This window comes from Streptomyces sp. NBC_01233 (assembly GCF_035989305.1).
Lineage (GTDB): Bacteria > Actinomycetota > Actinomycetes > Streptomycetales > Streptomycetaceae > Streptomyces.
Window position 1 is genome coordinate 385,669 of the sequence record NZ_CP108514.1, and the last position, 26,053, is coordinate 411,721.

The window sequence follows — 26,053 nt, forward strand, 5'->3', positions numbered from 1 at the left end:
TGGGGGGAGGGCACGGCCACGATGCTAACCGTCGCAGGGGTGGTGTGACCTGCCGGGCCCCGATGGGTGGTTGAGCATCTGGTTACCCACGAGCCAGGCACACCCTGCTGGCCATCTGGCGGCCTCGCGGACTCCGCCGCTCCGCTGCCTTGCGTGATCGGCTGTACCGGCGTGCCGTGAACTCGACTCCGAGGTCGTTCGCGCGGCATCCGCCGTCCTTGAAGTAGACCTCCTGCAAGCCGTCGGCCACGATCTGGCGCATCCGCCGGTCGCTCGCACCCGTTTCGCGGGCGTCGAAGAGGCGCTGCGGGCACGCGGGTGGGAGGTGGACGGTGAGGCGTCACATGCGGCCGTCGTCGGTGGTGTCGACACGTGCGGTGAAGCGGAACCGGGCCCGCGTCTCGACCGTGATGCCGGTGCTGGTGGCGGCCTCCTTGCGGCGGCGCTCGCGCACCACGGGCTGCCAGGGAGCGCGTACGGCCGTGTCGATGCGGTCCGTGATCACCTTCGGCGGCGTCTTCCGGTCGCCCTTGCGGCACCGCTCCACCGACCGCTGACTGACCCCGAGCTCCTCCGCGACCGCGCGGGTCGACGGCAACTGCCTGCCCCCGCGCGAGGTCGACTTCGTCCGGTCAGCGCGCCAACGAAGGCCAAGCCAAAGACGAGGAAGGCAAAGCCACCGGTGTCTTCGGCTCCTCGGCGAGCTCAGTCGGCCCGGGTGCCGGGCGGGACGGACATGGCGGAGCTCTGTCGTAGCGGACGATGGCATGGGTGCCTGCGCTTGAAGGTGCCTGTGGCTCTGTTCACGAGGTAGTGGGTTCTGGCTCAACCTCTGTGGTGACGGCTCGACGCTCAGCGCGCGGGGACGCGGAACGACGCGAACCAGCGGGTCAGTGCGTTGGCCCGACGCGGACACGAGCGCGCACGGCGCAGAGCCCGAGAACTGATCGCAACCGGCTCGTTCCTCGGCGACGACGCGGCTGATGTGGGGAGGTGAGAATAACGGGCGTGAACATCGAACAGGCCGTCGCGCAGTACGGAAACGTCGAAGAGGTACCCGGCCTGCCCATGGCCTGGTGCTGGTCACCGATGTCGCGCTTCGTGTTCTCCCTCGCCGTAGACGTCGATGGGCGCTGGGCCTACCAAACGAACTCGCTCGACGTCCACGACGAAGGTCTGGCCAGGGCTGTTCTTGCGTTCGCGAGAGAGCACTCGCTCGGGCGTGGGCCGGACGCGCGACCTCTTGCGGTCGTCCCCGGGTTCTCGGCCTACCGGTTTGACGCCGTGGCAGCAGTTGCACCATCTGTCCACGGCTACCACCAGGGGCGGAACGAGGCCCTGAACGAAGTCGTCTCAGCAGTCTTCCCGGCGTACCAGTGCGAGTTCCGCGGGGACGAGAACCTGGAGGAGGCGGTCCTGCGGTTCAAGCACATGCTGCGGCCGACACGCATCTCCCGGCTACCGGTCCCGTACCTGAAGATGCGCTACGAGAACACGAGGACCGGCGGCGGCAGTGTGGGTCCGTCCCGCGGGTTCACCACGCACGACGTGCTGGAGAGGGAGCTCAGGCTCCTCGAAGGCGCCCCGGGAAGTTTCGTGGAGTTCGAGAACTCCCGGGGCGAGGTGTGGAACGTCGAGTGGAACGGGTCCTGGCTGGTGAACGGCACGCCACAGGGCGGACCGCCCTCCGAAAGCTGGGCGGCATCGGCTTTGGGATGCCCGTAGGAGTTCGAGGACACGCATCATCCTTCAGCCGTAGTCATCACGGAAGCGCGCTCAGAACCCTCTGGTTGGCCCGACCGGCCAACCAGAGCGCTCAGTGCGCCGAACCAGAGTTCAGCAGGACGCGCGCAACCTTCGCCCGGCTCAGCGCGGTGGCCGGATGAGCTGCCCACGATGTGGCGTGCGGCCGGGTCGACGGTGGTGTCGCGCGCTCGGTCAAGCGCCGTCGATGCGGTCGAGCAACGCCCGGGCCTCGGCGGTGCGGCGATGGTCCGGGCCGAAGGCGGCCAGGCAGGCGTCGTGGGCGGCTGCGGCCCGGGTCCGGGCCGCGCCGCCGCGGCCCAGCCCCAGGAGGGCGGTGGCCATGGCCAGCTCGACAGCGCCGGTCTCCGAGCGGCACTCCTCCTCCGGCAGGCTGCGGCGCAGCTCCTCGGCGCGCTCCGCCTCGGTGAGAGCCGCCTCGTGGCGGGCCTGGCCGTTGAGGCTGCGGGCCAGGCCGAGCCGCAGGACCAGGGTGAGCCGGTCCGGTACCTGATAGGCGGCGAGCGCCTCGCAGGCGAGTGCCTCGGCCTGCGGGTGGCGTCCCTGCGCGTTGAGGGCGAAGACCAGTCCATTGCGGGCGGCCGCCGCTATGAGCGGCATCTCCGGCCCTGTGCCGCGGTTCGCGGCCTGGGCGACGGCCGTGCACTCCGCCTCGCATTCAGCGTGCCGGGCGAGTGCGGTCAGCGCCTGGGCTCGGTCCGAGCGCAGTTTCAGGGTCTGCGGGTGTTCGGCTCCGAACACCCTTCCGAAGACCGGCAGCAGTGCGTCATATGCGGCGAGCGCCTCGGGGTGGCGGCCCTGGGCACCCGCCGCAAGCGCGGCGATGCTCAGCGCCAGCGGTGCGTGCGCGTCGTCGCGCAGCCGGGACCGGGCCGCCGCCACCGCGCGGGCCTCGGCCTCCGCCTCGGCATAGCGCCCGTCCCGGTACAGGGCCATGGCTTGGGCCAACGGGGGTATCTTTCCGCCGTCGTTGCGGCCCCACGACCTGAAGAGTTTCATGTCCGGAGCATACGGATGCTTGCCGGGGGTGCCCGCTCGCGGGCGGCCACGCGCGCCCGCTGGACACCACGGCGGCGCTCGATGCCCTTGCGTGGCCCGGGCATTGCGGTGTGCTACGGCTGGGCGGCCGTTTCAAGCGGCTGTTCACGCACCTGGAGTGGCTGGACGAGCTCGGCGATACGTCGGTGTGGGTGGACGGCGTCGCCGCGCCGAAGGTCACTGACTTCGCCGGGAAGCAGATGCGGCGGACGCCTCCGAACTGCGGGACTACGCGGTCATCAAGCGGGTCGCACTGCCGGCCTGCCTGGCCCACAAGGCGCGGACGCGGGTGCGCGACGACCTGGCGACGATGCTCTGCAAGCGGGTCGCCATGAAGATCAAGAAGGCCGCACCCTGATGGGGATCAGGGCCCGCACCGCGTACTGGGTGGAAGGGTGGCGACGCTTCGGCCCACCCGCGGGCAACGACCCGCAATTTGACGATCCGTTCGGCCGCTACGTGCTCACCACCTTCGTCAAGGGCACCGACATTGGCCCGTACGAGGCGGCCAGGCACATCCCCGGCGGTGTCCGGGCATGAGCTGTCGTACGTGGCGAACCGGCACTTCTCCATCGCGCTGCTGAACGAGGCCTTCGCCGACCTGGTTCAACGCGCACGCCCGCGTCGACTCCCAGGCATGGGGCGACGGCACCGCCGTGGCGGCGGACGGCACCCACATGGACACCTACATCGCGCTGTTCACACACTTCATCCCGTGCGGGGTATGGGAGGCCGTCTACAGTCCCAGTTCCGGCACCTGATGCGGGTGGCCGTCTCCGTGCGCGGCCCGCGACGAACAAGGTCGAGCCGTTCAACCGGTTCTCCCAGTGGGTCGGCTTCGGCCACCAGGGCGTACGCGCCGTGCCTGACCGAGCACATCAAGCGGTTCGGCGAGTACAGCACGCACGAACTCGGAATCGAACCCGACGCGTACGACCCGAAGCTCGACGTCGACTTCACCCTGCTGCGCGAAGGGGATCTGAACGTCGTCGGCTTGGACCGGGCCGCGTGATGCCGGGTGCGGCCACGAGCGGTGAGGCGGCGAGCAGCCCCGTGCGCGCGGGCCGGTGTCTGTACCGCGCCGGGTGCGCCCGCGGCGACGACGCGGGCGCCGAGTCGTCAGGCGGGCTGGACCCTGATGGTGCAGAGGCGCTTGGTGGCCCGGGTCAGGGCTACGTACAAGTCCCTTTCCCCACCGGGGCGGGCCGTGATGATTTCCTCGGGGTTCATGACGACGACCCCGTCGAATTCCAGGCCGCGTGCTTCGGACGCCGGCACGATGCGTGCGTGGTGAGCGATGCCCTGGGCCGTCAGCTCGCTCACCCTGGTGTCCGCGCAGATCACTCCCAGAAGCTCGCCCGGGTGCGCGGTGCTCTGGGCGCGGAGTGCTTGAACGACGGCGGCGACCAACCCGTCCGCAGATGTGGTCACGGTGCGAGGGCTCTCACCGCTTCGCAGTGACCGCGTGGGCTTCTGGTCCGGAGCGATCCGCGCGAGCAGGTCCCGGACGCTCTCCAGGATCTCCTGCGTGGTGCGGTAGCTGACGGTCAGGTTGTGCAGTTTGAACCGCGGTCCGACGTGGGGGCTCAGTGCTTCCTTCCAGTCGCGTGCTGTCGCGACCGGGCCTGCCTGGGCGAAGTCACCCACCAGCGTCATCGCCCTCGCCGGGCAGCGGCGGACGATCATCCGCCACTGCATGGCGGTCAGTTCCTGCGCCTCGTCGACGACGACGTGCCCGTACGTCTGCTCGGGGGGGCCGTCGACCAGGCTCGCCGCCTCGTCCAGCAACGGCACATCGGCATCGGTCCACGGGTCGTCCGGAGCGCGCAGCAGAAGGGACCGCTCCTGCGCGGTCAGGCGGGGCAGGCGCTCGGCGAGAGCGCCGGCGTTCGTCAGGAGCGCCTTCACGAGGTCACCGGGTACCAGCCGCGGCCACAACACCTCGACCGCTCGGTCGACGCCGGCGTCGTCGAGGAGATCGGCTCGGATGGCGTCCAGGTCCAGCTCGTGGACCGGACCCGAGTCGGCCGCACCTTCGCCGCGGCGCCGGGCGGCTCCCGTGAACCGGTCGAGGTTGATGCCCGTCATCCTTTCGGCATCGGCGTCGATCTGCTCCAGGAGGTCGCCCATGTCTCGTTGCATCGCGTCGGTGACGGCGTCGACCAAGAGCTCTTTGAACACCTGGCGCGCGGGGTTGTGCCCCGGTACGGCTGCCACGGCGGCGTCGCGTGCCGTGGCGACTTCCTCGACGGAGAGGTGAACCAGTTCCTGTCCGACCCGCACGGTGAAGTCGCCGGCGGGGGCTTGATGGACGCGCAGCAGGCCGGCCAAGGCGTCGGCGAGGTCGGAGCTGCCCTTGAGGCGCGCCGTATCGAACGGGTCCACCGTGTCCGTGGACACTCCGGCCAGTTCCCGGCAGGTCGCCAGAACGACGTCGTTCTCTCCGAGCGAGGGAAGGACCTGGGAGATGTAGTCGAGGAACCGGGCGTTCGGGCCCACCACCAGGACGCCCTCCTCCGCGGCGCGCGGGAACGCGTACAGGACATAGGCCGCCCGGTGCAGGGCGACCACCGTCTTGCCGGTGCCGGGCCCGCCCTGCACCACGGTCACCCCGCGGTGGGCGGAGCGGACGATCTCGTCCTGCTCGGCCTGCAGCGTCGCGACGGCCGCGTGCATCCTGCCCGTACGCCGTGCCGACAGAGCCTCGGTCAACGGGCCGTCCCCCACGACGTCCTCGTCGGTCGGGGCGGTCCCGTCCAGCAGTTCGTCGCTCACCGAGATGACCGTGCGCTCCTCGAGGCGCAGGTGGCGGCGCCGCCGCAGGTCCATCGGGTGGACCGGTGTCGCCTCGTAGAAGGACCGCGCCGCGTTCGCGCGCCAGTCCACGAGCAGAGGCAGGTCATCCTCCTCCGTATGCAGTCCGATCCGCCCGATGCGCAGGGCCGTGCCATCCGTCCAGTCGATGCGCCCGAAGACCAGCCCCCTTTCGGCGCCCTCCAGCCGGCCGATTTCCTTGGCCAGACGCTCGGCGGCAATTTCTCTCTCGTATGCCTCACCGGCGCTTTCCGCCGGGGCCTTCAGCACACTCGCTCGGTGTACTCGCGCCTCGGAAAGCCGCTCGGTAAGCAACTCATATAAGGAGGACACATAATCCCGCTCCGATTCAACCGCACGCACAGCAGGATCATTCATTTTCGACAAGGGGGCTCCTTCGATTCGAGCCACACCATACGGTCAAAGTTCCCTAAAAGTAAGTCTTGACTTACTTGGCAAGCCATGGCCCTACGACTGAATCCATGACGGCTGACCGTATGGCATATCATGCATTCCGCCGTTCCGTATATCGCTCATTGCGCTCCCGATGCCCGCCTGCCTTGTGGCGAGCCCGCACTTGGATGCCGGCGATGTTTTGCCGCGCTCGGGAAAAGGGGGAAGATCCGGCGAAGCGACCGGCGCCATCGAGCTCACTGCCAGGGGGCATCTGATCGCTTCGTCTGGCGACCCGACCGAAGAGACGAGCACAGAATGGGTTAAGACCTCGACCGCAGCACCACGCCGCCGTCGGTCGCGGCGGACCCAGACTGGATCCGCCGATCTTCGGCCTCCGCGTCTTTGATGTCGTCAAAGGAACGAATGACGACAGGCGCGGCGGGCGTCCAATGAACCCGGGCTTTCCGAGGCCGGGCAGCGCGCCGATCCCATCAGATCCGATGACGGCTGATGACAGGGTTTACTGACAGCTGGGGTCGAATGCGACCACTACAACGGGAACGGCATGGCCAACCTGGCCTACAAGCGGGTGCCGACCGACCAGCAGTCGACCGACCGCCAGAACCTGGTGCTGACGAGGCCGGATGGCTTGGCTGCGCTGGAGCGGCGATACGTGGGACTCGGCAACCGGCAGCGCGGAATGCGCCCGCCTGCGGCCCGCTGACAAATCGCCATCCGGATCTCGCCAGCCAACAGCACGTACCGCACACGAGACGACCAGGAGCAGGCAGAAAGCGCGCCGGAACGCCGCCTTCCCCACCGCCAAGCTGGTGGCCGAGGGCGGCCTGCGGTCCTTGACCATGTCACCGATCGCCGAGGAGACAGGTACCGGCCGCGTGACGCTCTACAAGTACTTCTCCACGTTGAGGCCGTTCTGCTGGCCTGGCACGAACGGCAGGCCGCCGGGCCATCTCCACCCGCTCGCGGGCATCCGCGACCAGGAGGGCCCAGCTCTCGAACGGCTCACGGCAGTGCTGGAGGCCTACGCGGGCATCGGGTCATGTCCCCCTTCGTGGTGTAGCCGATCACTCGGTGGGCGCGTTGGTGGCGTTGGGTGGTGCGGGGGCGCTTTTAGGGAGCTCGGTGGGGTAGATCTCGTCCATGCTTCCCTCGGGCAGGTAGCGGCGGGGGAAGGCGATCCATTCGTCGTGCAGTTCGAAGAGCACGGCTGTGACCAGTCGCAGGAGGGCGTCGTCGTTGGGGAAGACCTGGACGACGTCGGTGCGGCGCTTGATCTCGCGGTTGATCCGTTCGAGCGGGTTGGTGGACTGGATCTTCTTCCAGTGCCGTTCCGGGAAGGCCGCGAAGGCGGTCAGGTCGTCCTTGGCGTCCAGGAGCATCTGTTTGACCTTGGGGAACTGCTTGCCGAGCATCTCGGCGACGGTGTCGAGCTGGGTGCGGACCGCGTCCTGGGTGGGCTGGGCGAAGACTGTGCGGATGGTTGCGGCGACCATCTCGGTCGCCTCCTTCGGAATCACCGCGAAGACATTTCGCAGGAAATGAACACGGCATCTCTGCCACGCGGCGCCGAGCATGACCTTGCGGATCGCCTTGACCAGGCCGGAATGGCTGTCGGACAGGACCAGGCGGACCCCGGTCAGGCCGCGTTCGCGCAGGGAGCGCAGGAACTCGGCCCAGAACGCCTCGGTCTCGCTGTCGCCGACCATGACGCCCAGGACCTCGCGGCCGCCGTCCTCGGTGATCCCGGTGGCGACGACCACGGCGCGAGAGACGATCTGGTGGTTCACGCGTGCCTTGCAGTAGGTGGCGTCCAGGTACATGTAGGGGAAGCGGGTGTGGTCCAGCGGCCGGGTGCGGAAGGCGGTCAGCGGCTCGTCCAGGTCCGCGCAGATCCGGGAGACCTCGCTCTTGGAGATCCCGGTGTCCGCGCCCAGGGCCTTGACCAAGTCGTCCACCGACCGGGTGGACACGCCATGGACGTAGGCCTCCACGATGACCGCGTACAGGGCCTGGTCGATCCGGCGCCGGCGCTCCAGCAGGCTGGGGAAGAAGCTTCCGGCGCGCAGTTTGGGGATGGCCAGCTCCAGGTCGCCGGCCTGGGTGGTGAGCGTCTTCTCGCGGTGCCCGTTGCGCAAGGCGGTACGGGCCTCGGTGTGCTCGTTCCAGCCGGCACCGATGTGGGCAGCGGCCTCGGCCTCGATCAGCTCCTGCAGCATCCGCTCGGCGATGCCGCGGACGAGTTCGAGTCCGTCTGCCGAGCGTAGTGACTCCAGCAGGCGTAATAGGTCAGACTGGGACAGGGCCACCTCGCACCTCCGTTGTTGAACTGGCCGTTCAATACGGAGAGTTGCATGGTGGCCCACCTCATGCGCAGAGAGCGCGAGCCCTCCGCGGGTGTGCGCCCGGCGAGCAAGCCCGCGCACACCTCACCCTTGATCGGCTACACCACGTGGCGGGACGCCATCGGGCATCGCGCGGCGGAGGCACCGTGGCGAACTCGCCGCCCTCCTGCACCAGGGCGAACACGTCACCCACGCGCAGCAGCACCTGCAGGGCATGCGCCGGCAGTTGGTCGCCGAGGCCGCCGAGACCGGGGACCTGCGCGGCGATGTCCCGCCCGCCGAGCTCGCCCAGTACTGCCCGAGGCCCTGGCCTCGGCGGCCGCCCTCACCTCTCGGGCCGCCGTCGGGCACCTGGTCGCCGGCACCCGACGGCCTGCGTCCGGCTCCCTGAACCCCCCGACTCTCCGCTTCGTGTGATCGGCAACCGGGCTGGCGAGCAGCGCCGTCCGGTCGCCGGGTAAGGTCGCGCCATGGTCACGGCCCGGGCTGCATTCGGCACGACGCGGACCCGCCGGGCGGCGGGTCCTCTCAGGCTGCTGTGGCTGGCCGCCCTGCTGTTCGCCTTCCTCTACACCCATGCCGCCGGAGCCGACAGCGCCTCCGCCCACGTCACCGGCGGCGCTGTAACGGTGCCCCATCGGGTGCCCGCCGAGATCGGTGGCGCCCACACCCACGACGGCCAGAAGCCCGACGGACGCGACGACGACAGCGGGCACTCACACCCCGCCGAGGCATGCGCCTCCGGCCACCCGCAGCAGGGCATCGACCTGCCCGGCCCGCACTTGGTCCCCCTCGGCGAGCGGACTCCCGCCTTCGCCGCGATGACGCCGCAGCCCTGGACCCAGACCCTCCCCTGCGGCCTGCCTCCCCTGCGAAGTTCCCTCAGCTCTGTGGTGCAGCAGGTATAGATCCGGGCCATTCGCCCCGATCTGTCCTGACTCTCATCGCCTGTCCCGGCCCGCCCCACCGCAGCCCGCCGGGTGATGAGCCACGCACGCAGCACCCAAGGAACGCAACGACATGACCTCCTCCCAACTCATCGACGCCCGGACCACGGAGCAGACGTCGCACGCTCCGGCTACCGGGCGGGCCGCCCGGCGCAAGGCCCACTCCTCCCACAAGCGTTCACTGGCCGCCCGCTATCTCGGATACGTCGGCTACTTCGTCGGCGCCGGCCTCATCAGCGGCGCTGTCGTCCACCACCCGCTCGACCCCGACCGCTACACCCGCATCGCCGGCTACGGCGCACTCGTCTTCCTCGCCGCGACCGTCCTCAACGAGTTCCTCCTCACCCGCGAGCGGCCCGGGCCCGCGCGCATGCTGATCGTGATCGGCTCCTCGCTGCTGCTCTCATTCGGCATCGGCATGCTCAGCGGCGGCCTCCAGCACTTCGACGACTTCCCCGCCCGCGGAGCCGTCCTCGTCCCCGCCGACATCGTCGTCTCCTTCATCGCCTACGTCATCAAAGACGCCGACACCCCCTGGCAGCGCATCTTCAGCCTGCTGGGCCTGAGCATCCTCGCCGCAGCGGCCCTCGCCCTCTTCGGCCTGCGCGAAATCGCCGCGCCCATGGAGACCGCGCCCGGCGGCGGCCACAGCCACGGCACCGCAGAAGAACCGGCAACCGACGACCACGCCCCCACGGCCACCACCCCCGCGCCGGCCACCACATCCACACCGAAGCCGGCGTCCACGCCCCCGGCTCACAACGACGGTCACAGCCACTGAGAAGGAGAAGTTCGCCACCCACTTCTCCGGGAGTGTCATGAATCAGGTGGGCACTTGCTCAGAAGGGACCCCTGATGGACGCGGAGAACGGTCACCTGATCGAGGACGCTGACGGCGTGTCGGTTGCGGTGTTCGACAGGGACGTTGACGGTGCCGGTGTGACATCGAAGATGACGGCGGCGAGCCGGGAAGCGGCGGCCGCGCACGGGCTGAGCCCCGGGCTGATGGACGAGCTGGCCGAGCTCGCCGCCGGCAAGGTCCGCGACGGCGGGCTCAGGCTGATGGGCGAGGGCGGCCTGCTGGTCGAGCTCACCCGGCACCTGATGCAGGCCGCCGTCGAGGCGGAGATGGACCTGCACCTGGCCGAGGAGGCCGGCCGCACCGGCGGCCGGGGCTCGCGCTCGGGCGGCAACGCCCGCAACGGCCACCGGTCCCGGAAGGTGATGACGGAGGTCGGCAGTGTGACGGTGCAGGTCCCCCGGGACCGGCTGGGCACCTTCACCTCCGGCCTGCTGCCGAAGTACGCGCGCCGCACCGGCGGCCTGGAGGAGATGGTCCTCTCGCTGACCGCGAAGGGGCTCACCTCCGGGGAGATCGTCGCGCATCTCGCCGAGACGTACGGCATGGAGACCTCCAAGGAGACGGTCTCCACCATCACCGACAGTCATAGTGGTACACGGGTCCCCGGTGGTCGTGACCCAATCACTGACTGACGTCCTGCTGGACTGTCCTTGCCTTGATCTGTCCGACCGCCGGGGCCCGGTTCCCCAGGGCTCCGGCCGGGCGGAGCATGACCTGATAGGAGTCAGCCGTTCACCTGCGGTTGACGCCTCGCGAGCGTGAAAATCGGTACGGGGGCTGTCCGCCGACGCCGCTTGATGTTTGGGCTGTGAGCCCGCATAGGAGTCTGGTGAGGGAGCCGTCCGAGGGGCCGCACACTGTCGTCTCGAGCACGCCGTTCAGCTTCTCTGTCTCCCCTCAGGCTTCCCGGGCAGCCCCCGCCCGCACCTTGCGCAAGGGGAGGAAGACGATGGAGGAGTCCAGGGAGGACCACGACGACGGAAGTGTTGCCCGGGTCGCGGCGATCGACATCGCCAAGGCGTCCGGGATGGTGTGTCTGCGCGTCCCGCACGACACCATTGAAGGCCGGCGCGTCCAGCAGGTCTGGACGGTCGCGTCCACCACGAACGCGATCCTCGAGCTCGGCGACCGGCTGGTCTGCCAGGGTGTCCAGCGGGTGGTGATGGAGGCGACGGGCTCGTACTGGCGGCCCTTCTTCTACCTCTTGGAGGCCCGTGGCCTGGAATGTTGGCTGGTCAACGCCCGCGATGTGAAGAACGTCCCGGGCCGGCCGAAGACCGACAAGCTGGACGCGGTCTGGCTGGCCAAGCTCGCCGAACGCGGCATGGTCCGCGCTTCGTTCGTACCGCCCAAGCCGGTCCGGCAGCTACGGGACCTCACCCGCACCCGCACGGTCTTCATCCAGGAACGCACCCGGCACAAGCACCGGGTGGACAAGGCCCTGCAGGACGCGCAGATCAAGCTGTCCGACGTTGTCTCGGACCTCTTCGGCCTCTCCGGCCGGGCCATGCTCGACGCCCTGGCCGCCGGTGAACGCAACCCCCGAGCTCTGGCGGATCTCGCCAAGGGGAGCCTGGTGAAGAAGAAGCCGGCCCTGGCCGAGGCACTCACCGGGCAGTTCGAAGAACATCACGGCCGCCTGCTGGGAGTGTTGCTGGGCACCATCGACCACCTCACCGCGCAGGTCCGGGAACTCGACCGGCTGATCGCCGACCTCATGGAACAGACCAGGGCCCCGCACGACGGCACCGGAACCGGACCGCCCCGCACAGACGACACCAGCACGTCGTCAGCCCGTGACGCTGTGACCGCGCGGGAACTGGCCGAGCGTCTGGACGCGGTCCCCGGCATCGGACCGGCCACCGCCCAGATCATCCTCGCCGAGATCGGCTTGGACATGAGCCGCTTCCCCACCCCCGAGCACCTGGTCTCCTGGGCGAAGCTGTGCCCCCGCACGATCCAGTCCGGAGCGAAGAACACCACCGGCCCAGCCGGCAAAGGCAACCCCTGGCTCAAGGGCGCCCTCGGCGAGGCCGCCAACGCCGCCGCCCGCACCGACACCTTCCTCGGCGCCCGCTACCGCAGGATCGTCAAACGCCGCGGCCACGCCAAAGCCCTCGTCGCCGTCGCCCGCTCGATACTCGTCATCACCTGGCACCTGATCAACGACCCCGACGCCCGCTACCAGGAACTCGGCGCCGACTGGCACCAGCGACATCTCAACCCCGCCCGCAAGACCCGCGACCTCGTCCGCCAGCTCCAGGCCCTCGGCCACCAGGTCACCCTCGCCGCCCCCACTACTGCGGCCTGACCGCACTCCTCGTTCCCGACGTCCGTCCCGCTCCGCGGAACGGACGCTGCCGCCTGCCCGGCTGAGGTTCGATTTTCCGTTCAGCATCAAGGCCCTGGACGCCATGGCCGACTGGCGCACGCGCCCGCTCGATCCGGTCTATCCGGTCCTGTTCGTGGACTGCGTGAACGTGAAGATCAGAGACGGTGCGGTGGCGAACCGCCCCATCTACGTGGTCCTCGCGGTCACCTGCGACGGCCACCGCGAGATCCTCGGACTGTGGGCCGGGGACGGCGGCGAGGGCGCCAAATACTGGCAGAACGTCCTTGCCGAGCTGCAGAACCGCGGCGTGAGGGACGTGCTCATGCTCGTCTGCGACGGCCTGAAGGGCCTGCCCGAGGCGGTCAACACCGTCTTCCCGCAGACGGTGGTCCAGCTCTGCATCGTTCACCTCATCCGCACCACGCTGAAGTACATCTCGCGCGCCGACTGGGACAAGGCCGCCCGCGACCTGCGGCCCGTCTACACCGCCGCCAACGAGGACGAGGCCCTCGCCCGGCTCGCCGAGTTCAGCGAGAAATGGCAGGCCAAGTACCCGGCCGCGGTCCGTGCCTGGGAAAGGTCCTGGAGCGAGGTGGTGCCCTTCCTGGGCTTCCCACCGCCGATCCGGAAGATCATCTCGACCACGAACGCGATCGAGAGCCTGAACGCGCGCTACCGGCGCTCGGTCAACGCCTGCGGGCATTTCCCGAACGAGACCGCCGCCCTCAAGCGTCTCTACCTCACCACCCTCGCCCTCGACCCGACCGGGAAGGGCCGCAAGCGGTGGACCAGCCGCTGGAAAGAGGCCATGAACGCCTTCGACATCGCCTTCGACGGCCGCCTCTCGGCCGAACGTGTGTGAGCCAACCAGACCAACGAGAAACCTCTACGCCAACCGAGTGGTGAACACCGCTTTCGTGATACTCCCACTTCTCCTCCACCGCCCGGTTCGTCTAGGACAGGGAGGCCGCTGTTCGGTGTTCGGGCTTCGACGTACGCCACGATCGTGACGGTCCGCAGGCCGGTCACGCAGCAGATCACCCGTACCGCGGCGTCGTCGGCGTAGTCCCGCAGCAGGGTGCCGGGGACTTCGGTGCCGAGTTCGGGGTTGATACTGATGGCGACGATCGCGCGGTCCAGGCGGTGCGTCTCGTCTTTCGCGGTCAGTTTGTGAGCTGGGCGAGCGGGGGCTCGGCCATGACGACGCGCGAGCGGCGGGCGGAGGGGGCAGGTGACACGGGGCTGCTCGTCGGCGAGGCGGGCGAGGTGGGCGTCGCGGGTGGTCTCCCACAGCATGCGGTCTCCGGGGCGGGGAGCGTCATTCGAAGAGTGCCGTATTCCGCTCCGAGCCCGCATCCGACTGGTGTGCGTCCGGAGATGACTACGGCAAAGCGTCCACCTTGCCGATGAGTTCTGCTGGGGTGGTGTCGGGTGTGATCACCAGGTCGAAGTCGTAGCCCTGATCGCAGAAGATCACTTCCATGGACCCTGGCACGTACCGACGGAATACACAGTGGATCTCGGCCGCGTCGGCGAGGGCCGCATCGATGGAGAGGCATGTGCCGTCCGTGTGCAGGTACGTCGCAGCTGGACCACTCGACGTCTGGAAGCTCCGGGCGAAGCCCCGAGCTTCGTTCCGGTTGGTCGGATCGATGATCGCGTCGGCTCAGATGTCTTGCAGAGCGGGAGTGAGGGCTGAGGGTTCGATACGCCAGGTGGTGCTGGAATCGTCGAAGAGAGCCAGGTACGTCGCCATCCCGGTCTACCAGGCCGGCGAATCGCGATGTCAGTCGTGTTCGCATCACCGCGACCACATGCCAGGGGCTTGAGACGTACAGGCTGCGAGGTAGGCGTCCGGTCTGCGGCGGCGCCATTGTGTGGCGGTTACGACATGTGGACCGAGAAGCGAGCGAGGGCGGCGGGACCCGCTGCGCGGATCGCGCCGGGCGCGCGGACGTACACGTATTGGTCGGCCCACGACGACCTGCTCGTGAACGCGGACGGCTTCAGCCGCATCGCAGACGAGGACTACGCCGTGGCCCTGGTCGACGAGATCGAGCACGATGGGCATCCCGAAAGCGGTTCGCCATCGGCTACTGGCCGTGGGGTGCGTGCGGTTCCTCCCCCGCGTACATCCCCGTGAGTTCGCCGGCGATCCGGGCCAGCCACTGTCGTACCTCCGGCGGCTCCAGTACCTCGACCCGCGCTCCCAGCCCGGCCAGATGTCCTGCCAGGGCCTTGGCGGCCGGGCCGTCGACCCACACCTCGGTCCAGCCGTCGGGCAGCGGACCGCCGACGCGCACGCGGCCGCCGAGGAACCGTTGCAGCAGGGCCAGCGTGTCGGGGTGGACGCGGGCCCGGGCGGTCACCGCGTACATGCCGTCCTGGAAGGCTCCGGACAGCGTCCGCCAAGCCGTGGCGAGGTCGAAGTCGGGCGGCCGGGCCACCGGTTCGCCGGTCGGCTCGACGGAGGTGACCCGGCTGAGCCGGAAGGTGCGCAGGCCCTTGTCCGTACCGGCGACTAGGTAGTCCACGCCCGCCTTGGCCACGAGCCCGAGGGGGTCGACGGTGCGTTCGCCCGCTGGTTTGCCGACGCCCGCGTACCCGAGGCGGACGCGGATCCCGTCCACGACGGCGCCCTGGAGCGCGGAGCGGTGGGCGGCATCGGCGGTGACGGCATTGCGGGACCAGTCCGTGGCGTCGACGACCCCCGCGCGGGTCGCGGCTTGGGCCTGCGCCCGCATGGTCGGCGGCAGGGCCCGGACCAGCTTGCGCAGGGTGGTGCGCAGTTCGGGGGTGGCCGACAGGGGGCCGGTGACGAGGAAGAGCGCCCGGGTCTCGTCGGCGGTCAGCCCGGTGAGGTTGGTACGGGCCCCGCCGACGAGGGACCAGCCGCCGCCGCGGCCGCGTTGCGAGTAGACGGGGATGCCGGCCGCGGCCAAGGCCTCCAGATCTCGGCGCGCGGTGCGCTCGGACACCTCCAGTTCAGCGGCCACTTCGGGAACGGTGACGCGGCCGCGTTCTTGGAGGAAGAGCAGGGTCGCCACCAGCCGGTCGGCTCTCATGTGCCCTTTTCCTCCTTCGTGGGTGCCGCGTCGTCGCCTTTCATTCTCTTCGGAAAACAGGCCAGAAGGTGGCCACTTTTGTTTACAGGATGAACCCATGAACAAGACCGAGCAGCTCATCGAGAACCCGTCCGACTCCACCGGTACCGTCGCCGCCCCCTTCTCCTTCGATCCGCGGACCGACCTCGCCGCGGCCGTCGAGCTGGCGGGCCGTACGCTGGCCGCCGTCCGGCCCGAGCAGTACGACGCCCCGACCCCCTGCGAGGAGTTCGATGTACGGCGGCTGTCGAGCCACCTAGTCGCCGTCGTGCGCCGGATCTCGGTGATCGGGCGCGGCGAGGACCCGTTCAGCGTCCCGTCCTTCGCCGACGAGATCGCCGACGGCGCATGGGCGGCGGCCTGGGTGCCGGGTGCCCGTGAGGTCGCCGAGGTGTGGGCGGATCCGGGCATCCTCGGCCGGCAGCTGCGCCTGCCGATGGGCGTCCTGCCGGGTGCGGCCGCCGCGGCCGTCTACACCCACGAACTCACGGTGCACACCTGGGACCTGGCCAGGGCGACCGGACAGGACCCGGACTGGGACCCGGCCCTCATCGAGCGTGTGATCGGCGTCGTACGCCGCGCGCTGCCGGCCGAAACCCGCGGCGGGCGGATCCCCTTCGCAGAGGTGGTGGCCGTGGACCCCGAGGCCCCGGCCATCGAGCGGCTGGTGGCCTGGGCCGGACGCCGGCCCTGAGGGCCCCGGTGCGGGGGACGGCCTCCTGGGTCGGCTGGAAACAGTCAGCCGGAAGGGGGGCTGCTTAACTGGCGGGGAGTGGACCTCGGCCGGCGGGACCATGTGGTCGATGTCGACCCCGGCCGGGCCCTGCACCAGGACATCAGTCCATCCGCGCCCGCGGCCCGGCTCAGACGCCGGAGGAGACCTCGGCCTTCTCGTCGGACTCCGTTTCCTTCGCCTCGGCCGCCGCCAGCCTGCGGTTGCGCCGGACCGAGGAGAAGAAGGACCAGGCGATCAGGATGACGCCGACGAGGCCCGTGATGACTTCGTGGATCTCGTACTGGATGGTGACGAGCAGGATCAGGGCGAGGGCGCCGATCGCGTAGTGCGCGCCGTGCTCCAGGTAGACGTAGTCGTCGAGGGTGCCCTGGCGGACCAGGTAGACCGTGAGCGAGCGGACGTACATCGCGCCGATGCCGAGGCCGAGCGACATCAGGACGATGTCGTTGGTGATCGCGAAGGCGGCGATGACGCCGTCGAAGGAGAAGGAGGCGTCCAGGACCTCCAGGTAGAGGAACAGGAAGAACGCGGCCTTGCCGGCCATCACGACCGCCGGGACCTTGGTGCCGCTCGTCCTGGCCGCTTCCTCGGCCTCGTGCTCGCGCTCCTCCTCTTCCTCGAGCTTGTTCTCGAAGTAGCCGGAGAGACCTCCGACGACCAGGTAGGTGATCAGGCCCGCGATGCCGGCGATCAGGACGGTCTCCGCCTTGTCCACGTGGATGCCGCCGTACTGGTGAGCGCGGGTGGCGAAGGTCGTCGCGGAGACGAGCAGCACGATGAGCGCGATGCAGACGGAGAGCATGTCGATCTTGCCGAGCTTGGCGAGCGGGCGCTCCAGCCACGCGAGCCACTTGAAGTCGCGGTCCTCGAAGATGAAGTCAAGGAAGATCATCAGGAGGAACATGCCGCCGAAGGCGGCGATCGACGGGTGGGCGTCGGTCACCAGCTGCTGGTACTTGTCCTGCTCGTCCAGCGCGAGCTGCACCGCTTCGATCGGACCGATCCCGGCACTCACGGCGACGATCACGACGGGGAAGACCAGGCGCATGCCGAAGACCGCGATCAGGACACCAACGGTGAGGAAGATCTTCTGCCAGAAGGCGTTCATCTTCTTCAGGATCCCGGCGTTGACCACGGCGTTGTCGAAGGACACCGAGATTTCGAGGATGGACAGGATCGCCACGATCCCGAAGCCGGCCCACCCCCCGTATAACACCGCCGCGATCAGGCCGAGCGCGGTGACCGCGAACGACCAGCCGAACGTTTTCAGAAGCACCGGCTACCCCATCGTCGTGTACGGGGCTCCCTCGGGCCGTACATGGCTTTACGAAACGTTGACCCTGAATTCTAGATCGATGCCTCGCAGCCCTGCCACATCCCCCGGGCCCACGGTAGGCAACTTCCCCTCGTCGCCGTGCCGGTAGACCTCGCCGAAGGACATCGCCGGCTCCATGGACGTGTTTCATTGGGCCTGACGCGGACCCGACCACCGAGCAGTCACCCACGGCCGGCTCAGCGGGAGCTGTACCCGCACTGGAAGGACGACGAAGAGAACGGCTGCACCGCCCGCAGCCACGTCCTGATCGCCGAAGCCATCGAAGCGCCGGCGTGCTGCCGGCGGAACGCGGTCGCGGTCCGCTCGACGCGCAGCGGCACCCTCGCGTCTACCAGGCACAGTTGCCGCAGGAACCGTAGCGGGTCGTCCCTGTGGGTCTGCAGTGGCGGCAGCCGGTCGGCAGGGCGCTCACGTCACCAGGTGCAGCGACGTTCCCGCGATGCCCAGCCGTACGCTCTGGCCCCAGGTCAGCTCCAGGGCGTCGCTCTCCATTCCGTCGCCGAAGACCACGATCCGGTCCGACTCCACGGTCAGCTGCAGCACCTGCCCCCGCCCCAGCTCACCGGCGACCTTCGTCGTTCCGGTCGTGGGAGAGGGCCAGGCCTCGCGCACGAACCACAGGAGCCGCCGGTCGCAGGGTGCGGGCAGCCCCGCGGGGCTGCCGCGCTCCAGCCACAGGGAACGCAGCCAGCCGGTGGCGCCCGTGCCGGTGCCCACCAGCACCCCGGAGGATGCCTGGGCCTCGCCCGGGCCCTTGTCGCCGTCGGAGCCCAGGCGGTAGCGGGCCGTCTGGTGACCGGGCGAGCCCAGGTAGATCTCGTTCAGCGCGAGAAGGCGCTGGGTGTCGTCGGCGACGGCCTCGACCATGGTCAGCTCCTCTGGCCGGCCCCCGGCGGCGGTCGCCGCACGCAGTAGGGCGGCCGCGTCGGCGCAGCGGTGACGGACCAGGACCCCCGGGTTGCGCCCCGGGTCGGTGTCGATGCCCACCACCGGCTGTCCGCGCAGGTACTTCGCGGTGTTGGCGACCAGGCCGTCCTGGCCGACCACGACCACCACGTCCTCCGGGGCGAACAGGAAGCGGTCCAGGTCCGCCCGCTCCACCCGGGAGCTGCGCCAGGTGAGCGGCACCGCCGCCGCCACCTCCCGCAGCGCCTGCCGCGTGCGGTCGTGGCGGCGGACCACCTCGTCGATCGACCGGCCCCGGCTGGAAAGGAAGAACGCGGCCTGCCCGTGCGTCCCGTGCCGGGCGAGCAGCTCCTCGTACTCGGTCCTGCGGTGCACGAGCACCGCCCGCGGGGCCAGGCTCACGCGCCCGTGCCGCCTTCCGGACGTCCGAGCCTGCTGAGGAGCCCGGTGAGGACGTCAGGAGAGAGTGTGATGCTCTCGATCCGCGGCAGGTTCTCCGCCAGCCGGGTCGCCGCCAGGGCGTGCAGCGTGCCCGGGCCGGTTTCGTCGTGCACGCGCAGCCAGGCGGCCTGAACCTCGGCGCGCGCGGCGCCCGTCTCGCGCGCCGCCTCGGCGTCCGCGCGGGCCAGGCGGACCTTGCGGGCCGCCTCGGTCTCGGTCCGTATGCCGTCCGCCGCCGCCTTCTCCTCGGCCTCGCGGCGGGCGTTGGTGCCGCGCTGGTCGATCAGCTGCTCTTCGCGCCTGGCCAGTTCGATCTGACTGGCCAGCTCGTTCTCGGCGATGGCGCGCTCACGCTCGACGGCGACGGCCCGCCGTTCGTAGGTGGCCCGGTCCGCCTCCTGCTGGATCTGCTCGCGGGCCGGGGTGCGCAGGGCGCGCTCCACCTCGGCCTCGGGGCGGATCGCCACGACCCGCACGGTCACCACATCGATGCCGGTGGCGGGGAGCCTGGGCTCGGCGGCGAGACCGGCGGCGACGCTCCTGCGCACCGAGGCGACGCCGTCGACCAAGGCGACGGCCAGCGGAGTCCGGGCGAGTACGTCCAGCGTGTGCTGCTGCGCCGTCTCGGTGAGGAGAGTGGCGATCTGCTCCAAGGGGGCGCCGCGCCAGCTCCCGGTGTCCGGGTCGACGGAGAAGTCGAGTCGGTCCGCGGCCTCGGCCGGGTCGCTGATCCGGTAGGTGACGGTGGCCTGCACGGCGACGTCCTGGAAGTCGGACGTACGGGCGTGGAACGCCATGGCCAACTCCCGGTCGTCGACCGGCACTTCCGAAAGCGCCGCCGACAGCGACCGGTACCAGAAACTCAGCCCCCGCCCGTCGTGGACGAGTCGGCCGCGCTTGTGGTGGCGGATGTGGGCGGTGGGCGCGGAGCGCAGATGACGCCAGCCGAAGCGCCGGGTGATGTCGGCCATGGCGAACCCCCTTCATTTCGTCAATGCGACGATAACGAGACTCGCCCATATCGTCAAGGGGACGAAAAGAGCTTCCAGGGTGCTGCCTCGGCAGCAACGGAAGCCGCTCGAACGGGTCCTCGGCCTGGTGGGACGGGCTGCCCCCGAGCGGTCTCATGGTCCGTGCGTCCGCGCTGGCCACGGTCCTCGCCTTCCGGCACCGGCGGATCGCGGTCTGCGGGCGGCGCACTGGCGCGTTCGGCGGGCGCGGGTGGCGCCGGCGTCACAACTGGGGGACGTACGGGGCGAGGCCTGTAGATCCGCAGTCTCGGGGGGCCGCATGAACCCGGGACCTGCCATCCATGCTCGCCCGGCGTCTGCGGCAACTCCTCGGCTGCCCGTTCACACCTGGGGGTGTCGGCGGCGGACACGGGCCCGGCCGGCCGGGCTGATGCCGGTGGACGGGCCCGCTCCGTCGCTGCTTCGTGCTGGGCGGCCGCGGGACTCAGATCATGTTCTTGTAGATGTTCCAGCCGGTGCCGAACTTCACCCGGGCGGTGAAGGTCGCGGTGCCGGCGTTGCCCGTTGAGGTGTACAGGTACATGTCGCCGTTCGGGAGGCGGCCGAGCACATCGCCCTTGCTGTCGCCGTCGATGTCACCCGGCACGACCAGCATGTCGTACACGTTCCAGCCGGTGGCGATCTGCTCCCGGGCGGCGAACGGCGCGGTGGACGTCCCCGTGCCCTTGTAGAGGAACAGCCGGCCGCCGGTGTCCCGGGCGAGCACGTCGGGCCGCCCGTCGCCGGAGTAGTCTCCGGCGCCGACGAGCGCGTCGTAGGCGTTCCAGCCGGTGCCGACCTTGATGCGCGCGCCGAGCTTGGTGTACACCGAGCCGTCGCCGGGGTGCAGCCACAGGACGCCGGCGGAGTCGCGGCTGAGCAGGTCGCCCTTGCCGTCGCCGGTGAGGTCACCGGGGCCGACCATGAGCGTGTAGTTCCACGTCGTGCTGACCTTCTGGCCGCGGATGTACAGGTCGCTGCCGATGTTCTGCACGTAACTGGCGTGGTTGTGGCTGTTGAACCCGGTGGCGTAGGTGTTGCGGGAGCCGGGCGTCTCGGTGCCGGCGTTGGTCGGCGGCGACAGGTAGTCGCCGTTGGCCAGGGCGTAGTACTTGGCCAGGGTGTTGTTGGCCTGGGTCATGAGGTTCTGCGCCTTGCCGTAGAGCTGCGTGGTGCCGGCTCCGACCATGAACTTGTTGAATTCCCACCCGCTGCCGTAGTACACGGGTGCGGCGAACTTGCCTCCACCGATCGACTTGTAGAAGTACTGCAAGCCGTCGCGGTTGCGGGCGAGCAGGTCGCTCATGCCGTCGCCGTCGATGTCGTCCGGGCCGCTGATCACGTTGTACGTGTTCCAGCCGGTGCCGACCTTGACGCGGGGCTTGAGTGGGGCGGTGGCGCTGCCGGCCCCCTTGTGGAACCACAGCTCGCCGGTCAGGGTGCGGGTGAGGACGTCGCCGAGGCCGTCGCCGTCGACGTCGCTGGCGCCGACGATCTGGTCGTACATCCCCCAGCCGGAGCCGACCTTGACCTGCGTGTTGAAGGGCTTGCTGACGCTTCCGGTGCCGGTGTACAGCCACAGGTCGCCGGCGTAGTCGCGGGCCAGCAGGTCGGGGTGGTGGTCCCCGGTCACGTCGCCGGTGGCCACGAGGCGGTTGTACTTCTGCCAGCCGCGGCCGGACCACAGGGGTGCCGACGTGCTCTTCAGGCCGGTCTCGTAGAGCGTGAGTACGCCGTCGAAGGAGAGGGAGAGCAGCTCGGCCTTGGTCGTGCCACCGACGTCGCCGACCGGCAGCAGGTCCTTGAACGAGGCCTCGGGGTCGGTCTTGTAGATCGCGTAGTCGCTCCAGGACGAGATCGAGGACAGGTAGACGCCCGTGCTCTGGTCGTACTCCATGACGATCATGTCGCTGATGCCGTCGCCGTCGACGTCGTGCCGCGGCTTGGCTGCGGCCATCCGCGCCGGCTCCGTGGCACGGCCGGGCATGACGATGGTTGGGTGCCCGCTGTCGCGGCGCGGCGCGGCGACGGAGGCCGACTCCGGTTCCGGGGCGGTCGAGGGCCGCGCGGGGGCGGAGGCGGGTCTAAGGTGCTGCGGGGCGGCGGTACTCGGGGCGGCCGAGAGGGCGCCGGCGGCCAGGGCGAGTACGCCTCCGGCGGCCAGGGCACGCAGGCGTCCACGGTGCGATGAAGTCAAGATCCCCCCTGAAGATCGATCCGGGTTCGCCCGGACACGTCTTGCTGTGCGCTCGGAGACACACATCCATGCGTGAACGGTTCCCCCTTCCGTCCGTGCATCGTTTGCCGCGCCTCTGACAACGCCGCAGGAAGCTCTGCGCCCCCTGGCGGCTGACCCGTTGACGAGGAAGAAGAGAAGAAGTGGTTCCCCGACGTCCGCGAGGCCATGGGCCACAACCGCCTCACCGAAGTCGGCGCGCAGATGGATGCCGCCAAAAAGAAGGCCCCCCAAGAAGTAGCCCTCCTGGCTGTTCGGAAGTCTCCTTCAATGCCGGCCCGCGTCGTTGTACCGGGCATGATCAGTACGCAGCAGATCGCCGGTGAAACGGCCGCTCTGGACCTGATGCTGGCCCACCTCACTCACGAACCGGAAGCCATCGCCTCCGCCACCGCCGACAGCGCTGCCTGCCCGATCTGCCCATCCGACGCCTCATTTGGTCCAGATATCCAGCAGTTGGTTTGCCGCACGGAAATGATCGGGTGAATCCACATTGCACACGACGGTGACGGCAGTGTTGCGGTCCGGGCTCACCTTGGAGGTGCTGTGAAACCCCTCGCAGTCGCCGCGATGTACCAGGCTCCCGGCCCCGTACCGCCCTTCTTCGATGCCACGCTGGCGCAGGACGTCACCCACACTCATTGCCCCACGGAATCACCTGCTTCCACGGCTGCTACTCAGTCGGGGACGACCAGATGTGGGGCATCAACCGCAGGCGCAAGGGCATCGACCACACCTGGGCGGCCTTGAGGACGATTCGAGCCGCCCGCCCGGACGGCGCCCCGATCTACGTGATCCTCGACAACCTCTCCGCCCACACGAACTGGCGGATGAAGAAGTGGGCGGCGCGGAACAAAGTCGAGCTGTGCTTCACCCCTACATACCAACCCCATCGAAGCCCACTTACGAACAGCAGCCTGACCACCCAACCCGGCGCGCCATGCGGTCACAGCACTAGCCTCTCCTGTCATGAGCGATTCGGAGCAGCATCTTCTTGCCTGGCTACAGGACTGGTACGCGAAGCAGTGCGATGGCGACTGGGAGCACGAGTGGGGTGTGAAGATCGCCACGCTCGACAACCCTGACTGGACCGTCGAAATCGATCTAGAGGAGACGGACCTGGAGGGATGCGAGTACCCCCGCCAGGACGTCCATCGCAACACCCAGGACTGGGTCTGGGCCTGGACCGCTGAGAAGACTTTCCACGCCGCGTGCGGCCCCGGGAACCTTAGTGAGGCCCTTGCGGTTTTTCGTACGTGGGCGACCACCAGTGCTCCCTGATGCCATAGAGCCAGATGGACCCGGTGACCCTTTGCGGTCAGAGCACTGGCTCGCCCCCGCCTCGCGTTGCGGTGTGGCCGGCGAGCTGGACCGAGCCGGCGGCGCGGACCCGGGCGAAGCTCTGCGGACCTTCATCGGGCCTCCGCCCTGCGGCGGCCGAACGTTCAGCTCAGCGGCTGGGCCTCCAGCTTGCGCACCTGCTCGTTCAGAGTGCGCTCGAGGTCCGGGCAGCGGTGGCCGCTCTTGCCGCGGGGCTTCGCCGCGCAGCCCTGTAGAGGCAGGCAAGCAGCCGGCGCACCACTAAGGAAGCTGTGCTCTGCCGTACGATCCCGTTCCTCTGCCGATCGACGGCTGCCCCGCCGGGCTACGCCGTGGCGGTTTGCGCGGAACGCACGTAATCAACGCTACCGGGTGGTCCGAAGGCGCGCACAAGGGCCGGGGGGCGGCCACCGGTACTTGCAGCCGCTCGGCCGGGTGTCGCCGGATGTGTTCCAGAGGCGGGACAGGAAGACGAAGAGGATCGGTGAGGCTCCCTCGGGTGGTTGGCTCGCTGGTGTCGACGGGATCGACAGGTGGGGTGACGCTCCGCGCTCACTACCCGGAACCGATTTTCGAGAGCAGGGTGTTCTCTGCTTCGAGGTGTGGTCGACGGCGTGAGATGTGGGTGCCCGACGGCTTGTGCCTGCCGGTCATCGGGTCCGACCAGTGTTCGACGGGGCGGTGGGGGCAGGTGCGGCGCTCGAAGACGGCGACGCTGATATCGCAGGTGTCCAGGAGCGTGGGGTTGAACGCCTCGGATTCCCACAGCCGGCGGGCGCCCACTCCGGGTGCACGCGAAGCAGCCACCCGGTAGCGTCGAGAAGGTACGTTCCCCCAAAACGCCGCGGCCCGGCAGGGCCGCCGCCGATGTCGGCAGAGGAACGAGATCACATGCCCAAGCACAGCATCCATGCGGTGGCTGCCGCGGCCGCTATGGTCTGCCTGACGGCATGCGGCACCACACCCGGCAGTGCCGCCTCATCACCCGGCGGGTTGCCCGGGCAGCCCAGCCCGGTAGCACCGTCCCGGTTCGTGCCCGGTCCCTGTCCGACGCCGCCCGAGCCGATCGAGGCTCTGAGCGATGCACGGTGCGGCTTCCTCGAGATCCCCGAGAACCGCTCCCGCCCCGGCGGCCGGACCATCAAGCTGGCCGTGGCGCGCATTGCGGCAGCCTCCGCCAAGCCAGCCGCGGACCCGGTGGTGTTCATGGCGGGCGGCCCCGGCGGCGACACGTTCGACGACATCCCCTTCCTCGTCGACTCCGGCCTCAACAAGGACCGCGAACTGATCGTCATGGCCCAGCGCGGCAACCTCTACGACCAGCCGAACCTCGCCTGCCCCGAGATCGACCGGTTCAACGCGCAGGCCGTCGGTCTGGGCTACGACGCGCAGCAGGCAGAACAGCTCTTCCTCAAAGCGGTGAAGGACTGCCGGGACCGCCTGACGGCCGACGGAATCGACCTGAGCGCATACAACACCACCGAGAACGCCGCCGACTTCGCCGACCTGCGCAAGGCGCTGGACGTTCCCCGGTGGAACGTCTACGGGTACTCCTACGGCAGCAACCTGGCCCTCACGTACCTGCGCCTGCACCCCGAGGGAATCCGCGCGATGGCGATCGACTCGATCACACCTCCCCAGGTCGTGACGCTGCCGTGGACATGGGGCAGCACCGCCGAGGGGATCGACAACATCTTCGAGGCGTGCGCGGCGCAGCCCGCCTGCAAGGACCGGTACCCGGACCTCCCCCAGCTGTTGACGGAACAGGTGCGCAAGCTGGAGGCTCACCCCCTCACGCTGACCGTCCCGCCGTCGGACGGAGGGAAGCCGGTCAAGACCGTCCTCGACGGTGGCGCCCTGCTGAATCTGATCGTCGCCTCCACCCCCCGGCCCAAGGACGTCCCGGCGGCGCTCGAGGAACTCGGCAACGGAAACCCGGAGCGCTTCGCGAAGGCGCGCGCGGCCGGCTCGGTCCAGAAGGTCGGCGAGTTCGCGCACGGTCTGACGGAGTCGGTGGTGTGCAGCGAGTGGGCTCCGGGGTATTCGGAAGCCGACGTGCTGAAGGCAGGCCAGAAGACCTACCCCGGGTGGCCGGACACGGTCCTGGCCCAGGTGCCGCAGCTGCCCTTCCAGTACGCGGCGTGCGGGATCTGGAACGTTCCGGACCGCGCGTCCGTCCAGCGGGTGGCCACCGTCAGCGCAGTGCCGGCGCTCGTCATCTCCGGCACGTTCGACGTGAAGACCGGGGCGAGCTGGGCGGAGGGCGTGGCCCGTGACCTGTCCCGCTCGACTGCCATTCAGGTTCCCGGGATCGGCCACTGGGTGGTCCCGCAGTCGCCTTGCGCGCAGCGCGTGCTGGCCTCGTTCCTCGCTCGCCCGACCGCGCCCGATACCGCTTGCGTGGACGATCTCGAGCCCGGACCGTTCACGATCATCCCGAAGTAGCCC

General features: G+C 69.4%; 20 protein-coding genes and 5 pseudogenes. 15 read left to right on the top strand and 10 right to left on the bottom strand.

The window, feature by feature from the left end; translation table 11 throughout:
* Window positions 1–190: 190 nt before the first annotated feature.
* Window positions 191–601 (bottom strand): annotated as a pseudogene (tpg, locus tag OG332_RS01965) (telomere-protecting terminal protein Tpg); the annotation flags it as partial.
* Window positions 602–1,008: 407 nt separating this feature from the next.
* On the opposite strand from tpg, the gene OG332_RS01970 reads away from it, so the two are divergent.
* Window positions 1,009–1,725: a hypothetical protein gene (locus tag OG332_RS01970; protein WP_327411783.1), complete on the top strand. Its 717-nt coding sequence runs from the start codon at window positions 1,009–1,011 to the stop codon at window positions 1,723–1,725.
* A gap of 213 nt (window positions 1,726–1,938) precedes the next feature.
* Here OG332_RS01970 and OG332_RS01975 read toward each other — a convergent pair whose 3' ends face one another.
* On the bottom strand, window positions 1,939–2,763 hold the full coding sequence (locus OG332_RS01975) for a tetratricopeptide repeat protein (RefSeq protein ID WP_327411784.1): 825 nt from the start codon (window positions 2,761–2,763) through the stop codon (window positions 1,939–1,941).
* Between the two features lie 396 nt (window positions 2,764–3,159).
* On the opposite strand from OG332_RS01975, the gene OG332_RS01980 reads away from it, so the two are divergent.
* Both OG332_RS01980 and OG332_RS01985 read left to right on the top strand, forming a co-directional pair.
* Window positions 3,160–3,342: a hypothetical protein gene (locus tag OG332_RS01980; protein ID WP_327411785.1), complete on the top strand. Its 183-nt coding sequence runs from the start codon at window positions 3,160–3,162 to the stop codon at window positions 3,340–3,342.
* Window positions 3,343–3,526: 184 nt separating this feature from the next.
* Window positions 3,527–3,814, top strand: a complete 288-nt coding sequence (locus tag OG332_RS01985; RefSeq protein WP_327411786.1) for a hypothetical protein — start codon at window positions 3,527–3,529, stop codon at window positions 3,812–3,814.
* A 107-nt stretch (window positions 3,815–3,921) separates the two neighbouring features.
* Here OG332_RS01985 and OG332_RS01990 read toward each other — a convergent pair whose 3' ends face one another.
* On the bottom strand, window positions 3,922–5,886 hold the full coding sequence (locus tag OG332_RS01990) for a HelD family protein (RefSeq protein WP_442816092.1): 1,965 nt from the start codon (window positions 5,884–5,886) through the stop codon (window positions 3,922–3,924).
* Between the two features lie 691 nt (window positions 5,887–6,577).
* Here OG332_RS01990 and OG332_RS01995 point away from each other — a divergent pair.
* The gene (locus OG332_RS01995; protein ID WP_327411788.1) at window positions 6,578–6,736 is read left to right on the top strand and encodes a hypothetical protein; all 159 of its coding nucleotides are present in this window, start codon (window positions 6,578–6,580) and stop codon (window positions 6,734–6,736) included.
* A gap of 106 nt (window positions 6,737–6,842) precedes the next feature.
* Window positions 6,843–6,920 (top strand): annotated as a pseudogene (locus tag OG332_RS02000) (hypothetical protein); the annotation flags it as partial.
* A 177-nt stretch (window positions 6,921–7,097) separates the two neighbouring features.
* On the opposite strand, the gene OG332_RS02005 reads toward OG332_RS02000, so the two are convergent.
* Entirely contained in the window at window positions 7,098–8,339 is a 1,242-nt protein-coding gene (locus tag OG332_RS02005; RefSeq protein WP_327411484.1) for an IS256 family transposase, read from the bottom strand.
* A 506-nt stretch (window positions 8,340–8,845) separates the two neighbouring features.
* Between OG332_RS02005 and OG332_RS02010 the strand changes: the two genes are divergently transcribed.
* The 5 genes and pseudogenes from OG332_RS02010 to OG332_RS02030 all read left to right on the top strand — a co-directional run.
* Window positions 8,846–9,283 carry a hypothetical protein gene (locus tag OG332_RS02010; RefSeq protein WP_327411789.1) on the top strand — a complete coding sequence of 146 codons (438 nt, stop codon included), beginning with the start codon at window positions 8,846–8,848 and terminating at the stop codon, window positions 9,281–9,283.
* A gap of 112 nt (window positions 9,284–9,395) precedes the next feature.
* Entirely contained in the window at window positions 9,396–10,103 is a 708-nt protein-coding gene (locus OG332_RS02015) for a hypothetical protein (protein ID WP_327411790.1), read from the top strand.
* A 224-nt stretch (window positions 10,104–10,327) separates the two neighbouring features.
* A pseudogene (locus OG332_RS02020) lies at window positions 10,328–10,765 on the top strand (transposase); the annotation flags it as partial.
* A gap of 368 nt (window positions 10,766–11,133) precedes the next feature.
* Complete coding sequence (locus OG332_RS02025) at window positions 11,134–12,495, top strand: IS110 family transposase (RefSeq protein WP_327411792.1); 1,362 nt, start codon at window positions 11,134–11,136, stop codon at window positions 12,493–12,495.
* Window positions 12,496–12,583: 88 nt separating this feature from the next.
* A pseudogene (locus OG332_RS02030) lies at window positions 12,584–13,378 on the top strand (IS256 family transposase); the annotation flags it as partial.
* 1,231 nt (window positions 13,379–14,609) lie between these two features.
* Here OG332_RS02030 and OG332_RS02035 read toward each other — a convergent pair.
* Window positions 14,610–15,581: a helix-turn-helix transcriptional regulator gene (locus OG332_RS02035; protein ID WP_327411793.1), complete on the bottom strand. Its 972-nt coding sequence runs from the start codon at window positions 15,579–15,581 to the stop codon at window positions 14,610–14,612.
* 97 nt (window positions 15,582–15,678) lie between these two features.
* On the opposite strand from OG332_RS02035, the gene OG332_RS02040 reads away from it, so the two are divergent.
* The gene (locus OG332_RS02040) at window positions 15,679–16,314 is read left to right on the top strand and encodes a TIGR03086 family metal-binding protein (RefSeq protein WP_327411794.1); all 636 of its coding nucleotides are present in this window, start codon (window positions 15,679–15,681) and stop codon (window positions 16,312–16,314) included.
* Window positions 16,315–16,483: 169 nt separating this feature from the next.
* On the opposite strand, the gene OG332_RS02045 is transcribed toward OG332_RS02040, so the two are convergent.
* The 4 genes from OG332_RS02045 to OG332_RS02060 form a co-directional block, all read right to left on the bottom strand.
* On the bottom strand, window positions 16,484–17,632 hold the full coding sequence (locus OG332_RS02045; protein WP_327411795.1) for a DUF475 domain-containing protein: 1,149 nt from the start codon (window positions 17,630–17,632) through the stop codon (window positions 16,484–16,486).
* Between the two features lie 468 nt (window positions 17,633–18,100).
* Window positions 18,101–19,000 carry a hypothetical protein gene (locus OG332_RS02050; RefSeq protein WP_327411796.1) on the bottom strand — a complete coding sequence of 300 codons (900 nt, stop codon included), beginning with the start codon at window positions 18,998–19,000 and terminating at the stop codon, window positions 18,101–18,103.
* Window positions 18,997–20,010 (bottom strand): SPFH domain-containing protein, encoded by a 1,014-nt coding sequence (locus tag OG332_RS02055; protein ID WP_327411797.1) that lies wholly within the window; start codon window positions 20,008–20,010, stop codon window positions 18,997–18,999. Before OG332_RS02055 ends, OG332_RS02050 begins: the two co-directional genes overlap by 4 nt.
* A 484-nt stretch (window positions 20,011–20,494) precedes the next feature.
* On the bottom strand, window positions 20,495–22,246 hold the full coding sequence (locus OG332_RS02060; RefSeq protein WP_327411798.1) for an FG-GAP repeat domain-containing protein: 1,752 nt from the start codon (window positions 22,244–22,246) through the stop codon (window positions 20,495–20,497).
* A 207-nt stretch (window positions 22,247–22,453) separates the two neighbouring features.
* Here OG332_RS02060 and OG332_RS02065 point away from each other — a divergent pair, with 207 nt between their 5' ends.
* The 3 genes and pseudogenes from OG332_RS02065 (at window position 22,454) to OG332_RS02075 (ending at window position 23,566) form a co-directional block, all read left to right on the top strand.
* Window positions 22,454–22,771 (top strand): hypothetical protein, encoded by a 318-nt coding sequence (locus tag OG332_RS02065; protein WP_327411799.1) that lies wholly within the window; start codon window positions 22,454–22,456, stop codon window positions 22,769–22,771.
* 161 nt (window positions 22,772–22,932) lie between these two features.
* Window positions 22,933–23,190 (top strand): annotated as a pseudogene (locus OG332_RS02070) (transposase); the annotation flags it as partial.
* 64 nt (window positions 23,191–23,254) lie between these two features.
* Complete coding sequence (locus tag OG332_RS02075; RefSeq protein WP_327411800.1) at window positions 23,255–23,566, top strand: immunity 53 family protein; 312 nt, start codon at window positions 23,255–23,257, stop codon at window positions 23,564–23,566.
* A 594-nt stretch (window positions 23,567–24,160) separates the two neighbouring features.
* Here the strand turns inward: OG332_RS02075 and OG332_RS02080 are convergent.
* Entirely contained in the window at window positions 24,161–24,412 is a 252-nt protein-coding gene (locus tag OG332_RS02080) for a hypothetical protein (RefSeq protein ID WP_327411801.1), read from the bottom strand.
* 225 nt (window positions 24,413–24,637) lie between these two features.
* Here OG332_RS02080 and OG332_RS02085 point away from each other — a divergent pair, with 225 nt between their 5' ends.
* Window positions 24,638–26,050: an alpha/beta fold hydrolase gene (locus OG332_RS02085; protein WP_327411802.1), complete on the top strand. Its 1,413-nt coding sequence runs from the start codon at window positions 24,638–24,640 to the stop codon at window positions 26,048–26,050.
* Window positions 26,051–26,053 lie beyond the last annotated feature (3 nt).

What these genes read in the sequence shown, in the direction of transcription:
- OG332_RS02065 (WP_327411799.1), top strand. Translation starts at nt 22,454, where the DNA reads ATGGGCCACAACCGCCTCACCGAAGTCGGCGCGCAGATGGATGCCGCC.
- OG332_RS02025 (WP_327411792.1), top strand. Translation starts at nt 11,134, where the DNA reads ATGGAGGAGTCCAGGGAGGACCACGACGACGGAAGTGTTGCCCGGGTC.
- OG332_RS02015 (WP_327411790.1), top strand. Translation starts at nt 9,396, where the DNA reads ATGACCTCCTCCCAACTCATCGACGCCCGGACCACGGAGCAGACGTCG.
- OG332_RS02055 (WP_327411797.1), bottom strand. Translation starts at nt 20,010, where the DNA reads ATGGCCGACATCACCCGGCGCTTCGGCTGGCGTCATCTGCGCTCCGCG.
- OG332_RS02075 (WP_327411800.1), top strand. Translation starts at nt 23,255, where the DNA reads ATGAGCGATTCGGAGCAGCATCTTCTTGCCTGGCTACAGGACTGGTAC.
- OG332_RS01995 (WP_327411788.1), top strand. Translation starts at nt 6,578, where the DNA reads ATGGCCAACCTGGCCTACAAGCGGGTGCCGACCGACCAGCAGTCGACC.
- OG332_RS02035 (WP_327411793.1), bottom strand. Translation starts at nt 15,581, where the DNA reads ATGAGAGCCGACCGGCTGGTGGCGACCCTGCTCTTCCTCCAAGAACGC.
- OG332_RS01975 (WP_327411784.1), bottom strand. Translation starts at nt 2,763, where the DNA reads ATGAAACTCTTCAGGTCGTGGGGCCGCAACGACGGCGGAAAGATACCC.
- OG332_RS01980 (WP_327411785.1), top strand. Translation starts at nt 3,160, where the DNA reads ATGGGGATCAGGGCCCGCACCGCGTACTGGGTGGAAGGGTGGCGACGC.
- OG332_RS02010 (WP_327411789.1), top strand. Translation starts at nt 8,846, where the DNA reads ATGGTCACGGCCCGGGCTGCATTCGGCACGACGCGGACCCGCCGGGCG.
- OG332_RS02040 (WP_327411794.1), top strand. Translation starts at nt 15,679, where the DNA reads ATGAACAAGACCGAGCAGCTCATCGAGAACCCGTCCGACTCCACCGGT.
- OG332_RS01985 (WP_327411786.1), top strand. Translation starts at nt 3,527, where the DNA reads ATGGGAGGCCGTCTACAGTCCCAGTTCCGGCACCTGATGCGGGTGGCC.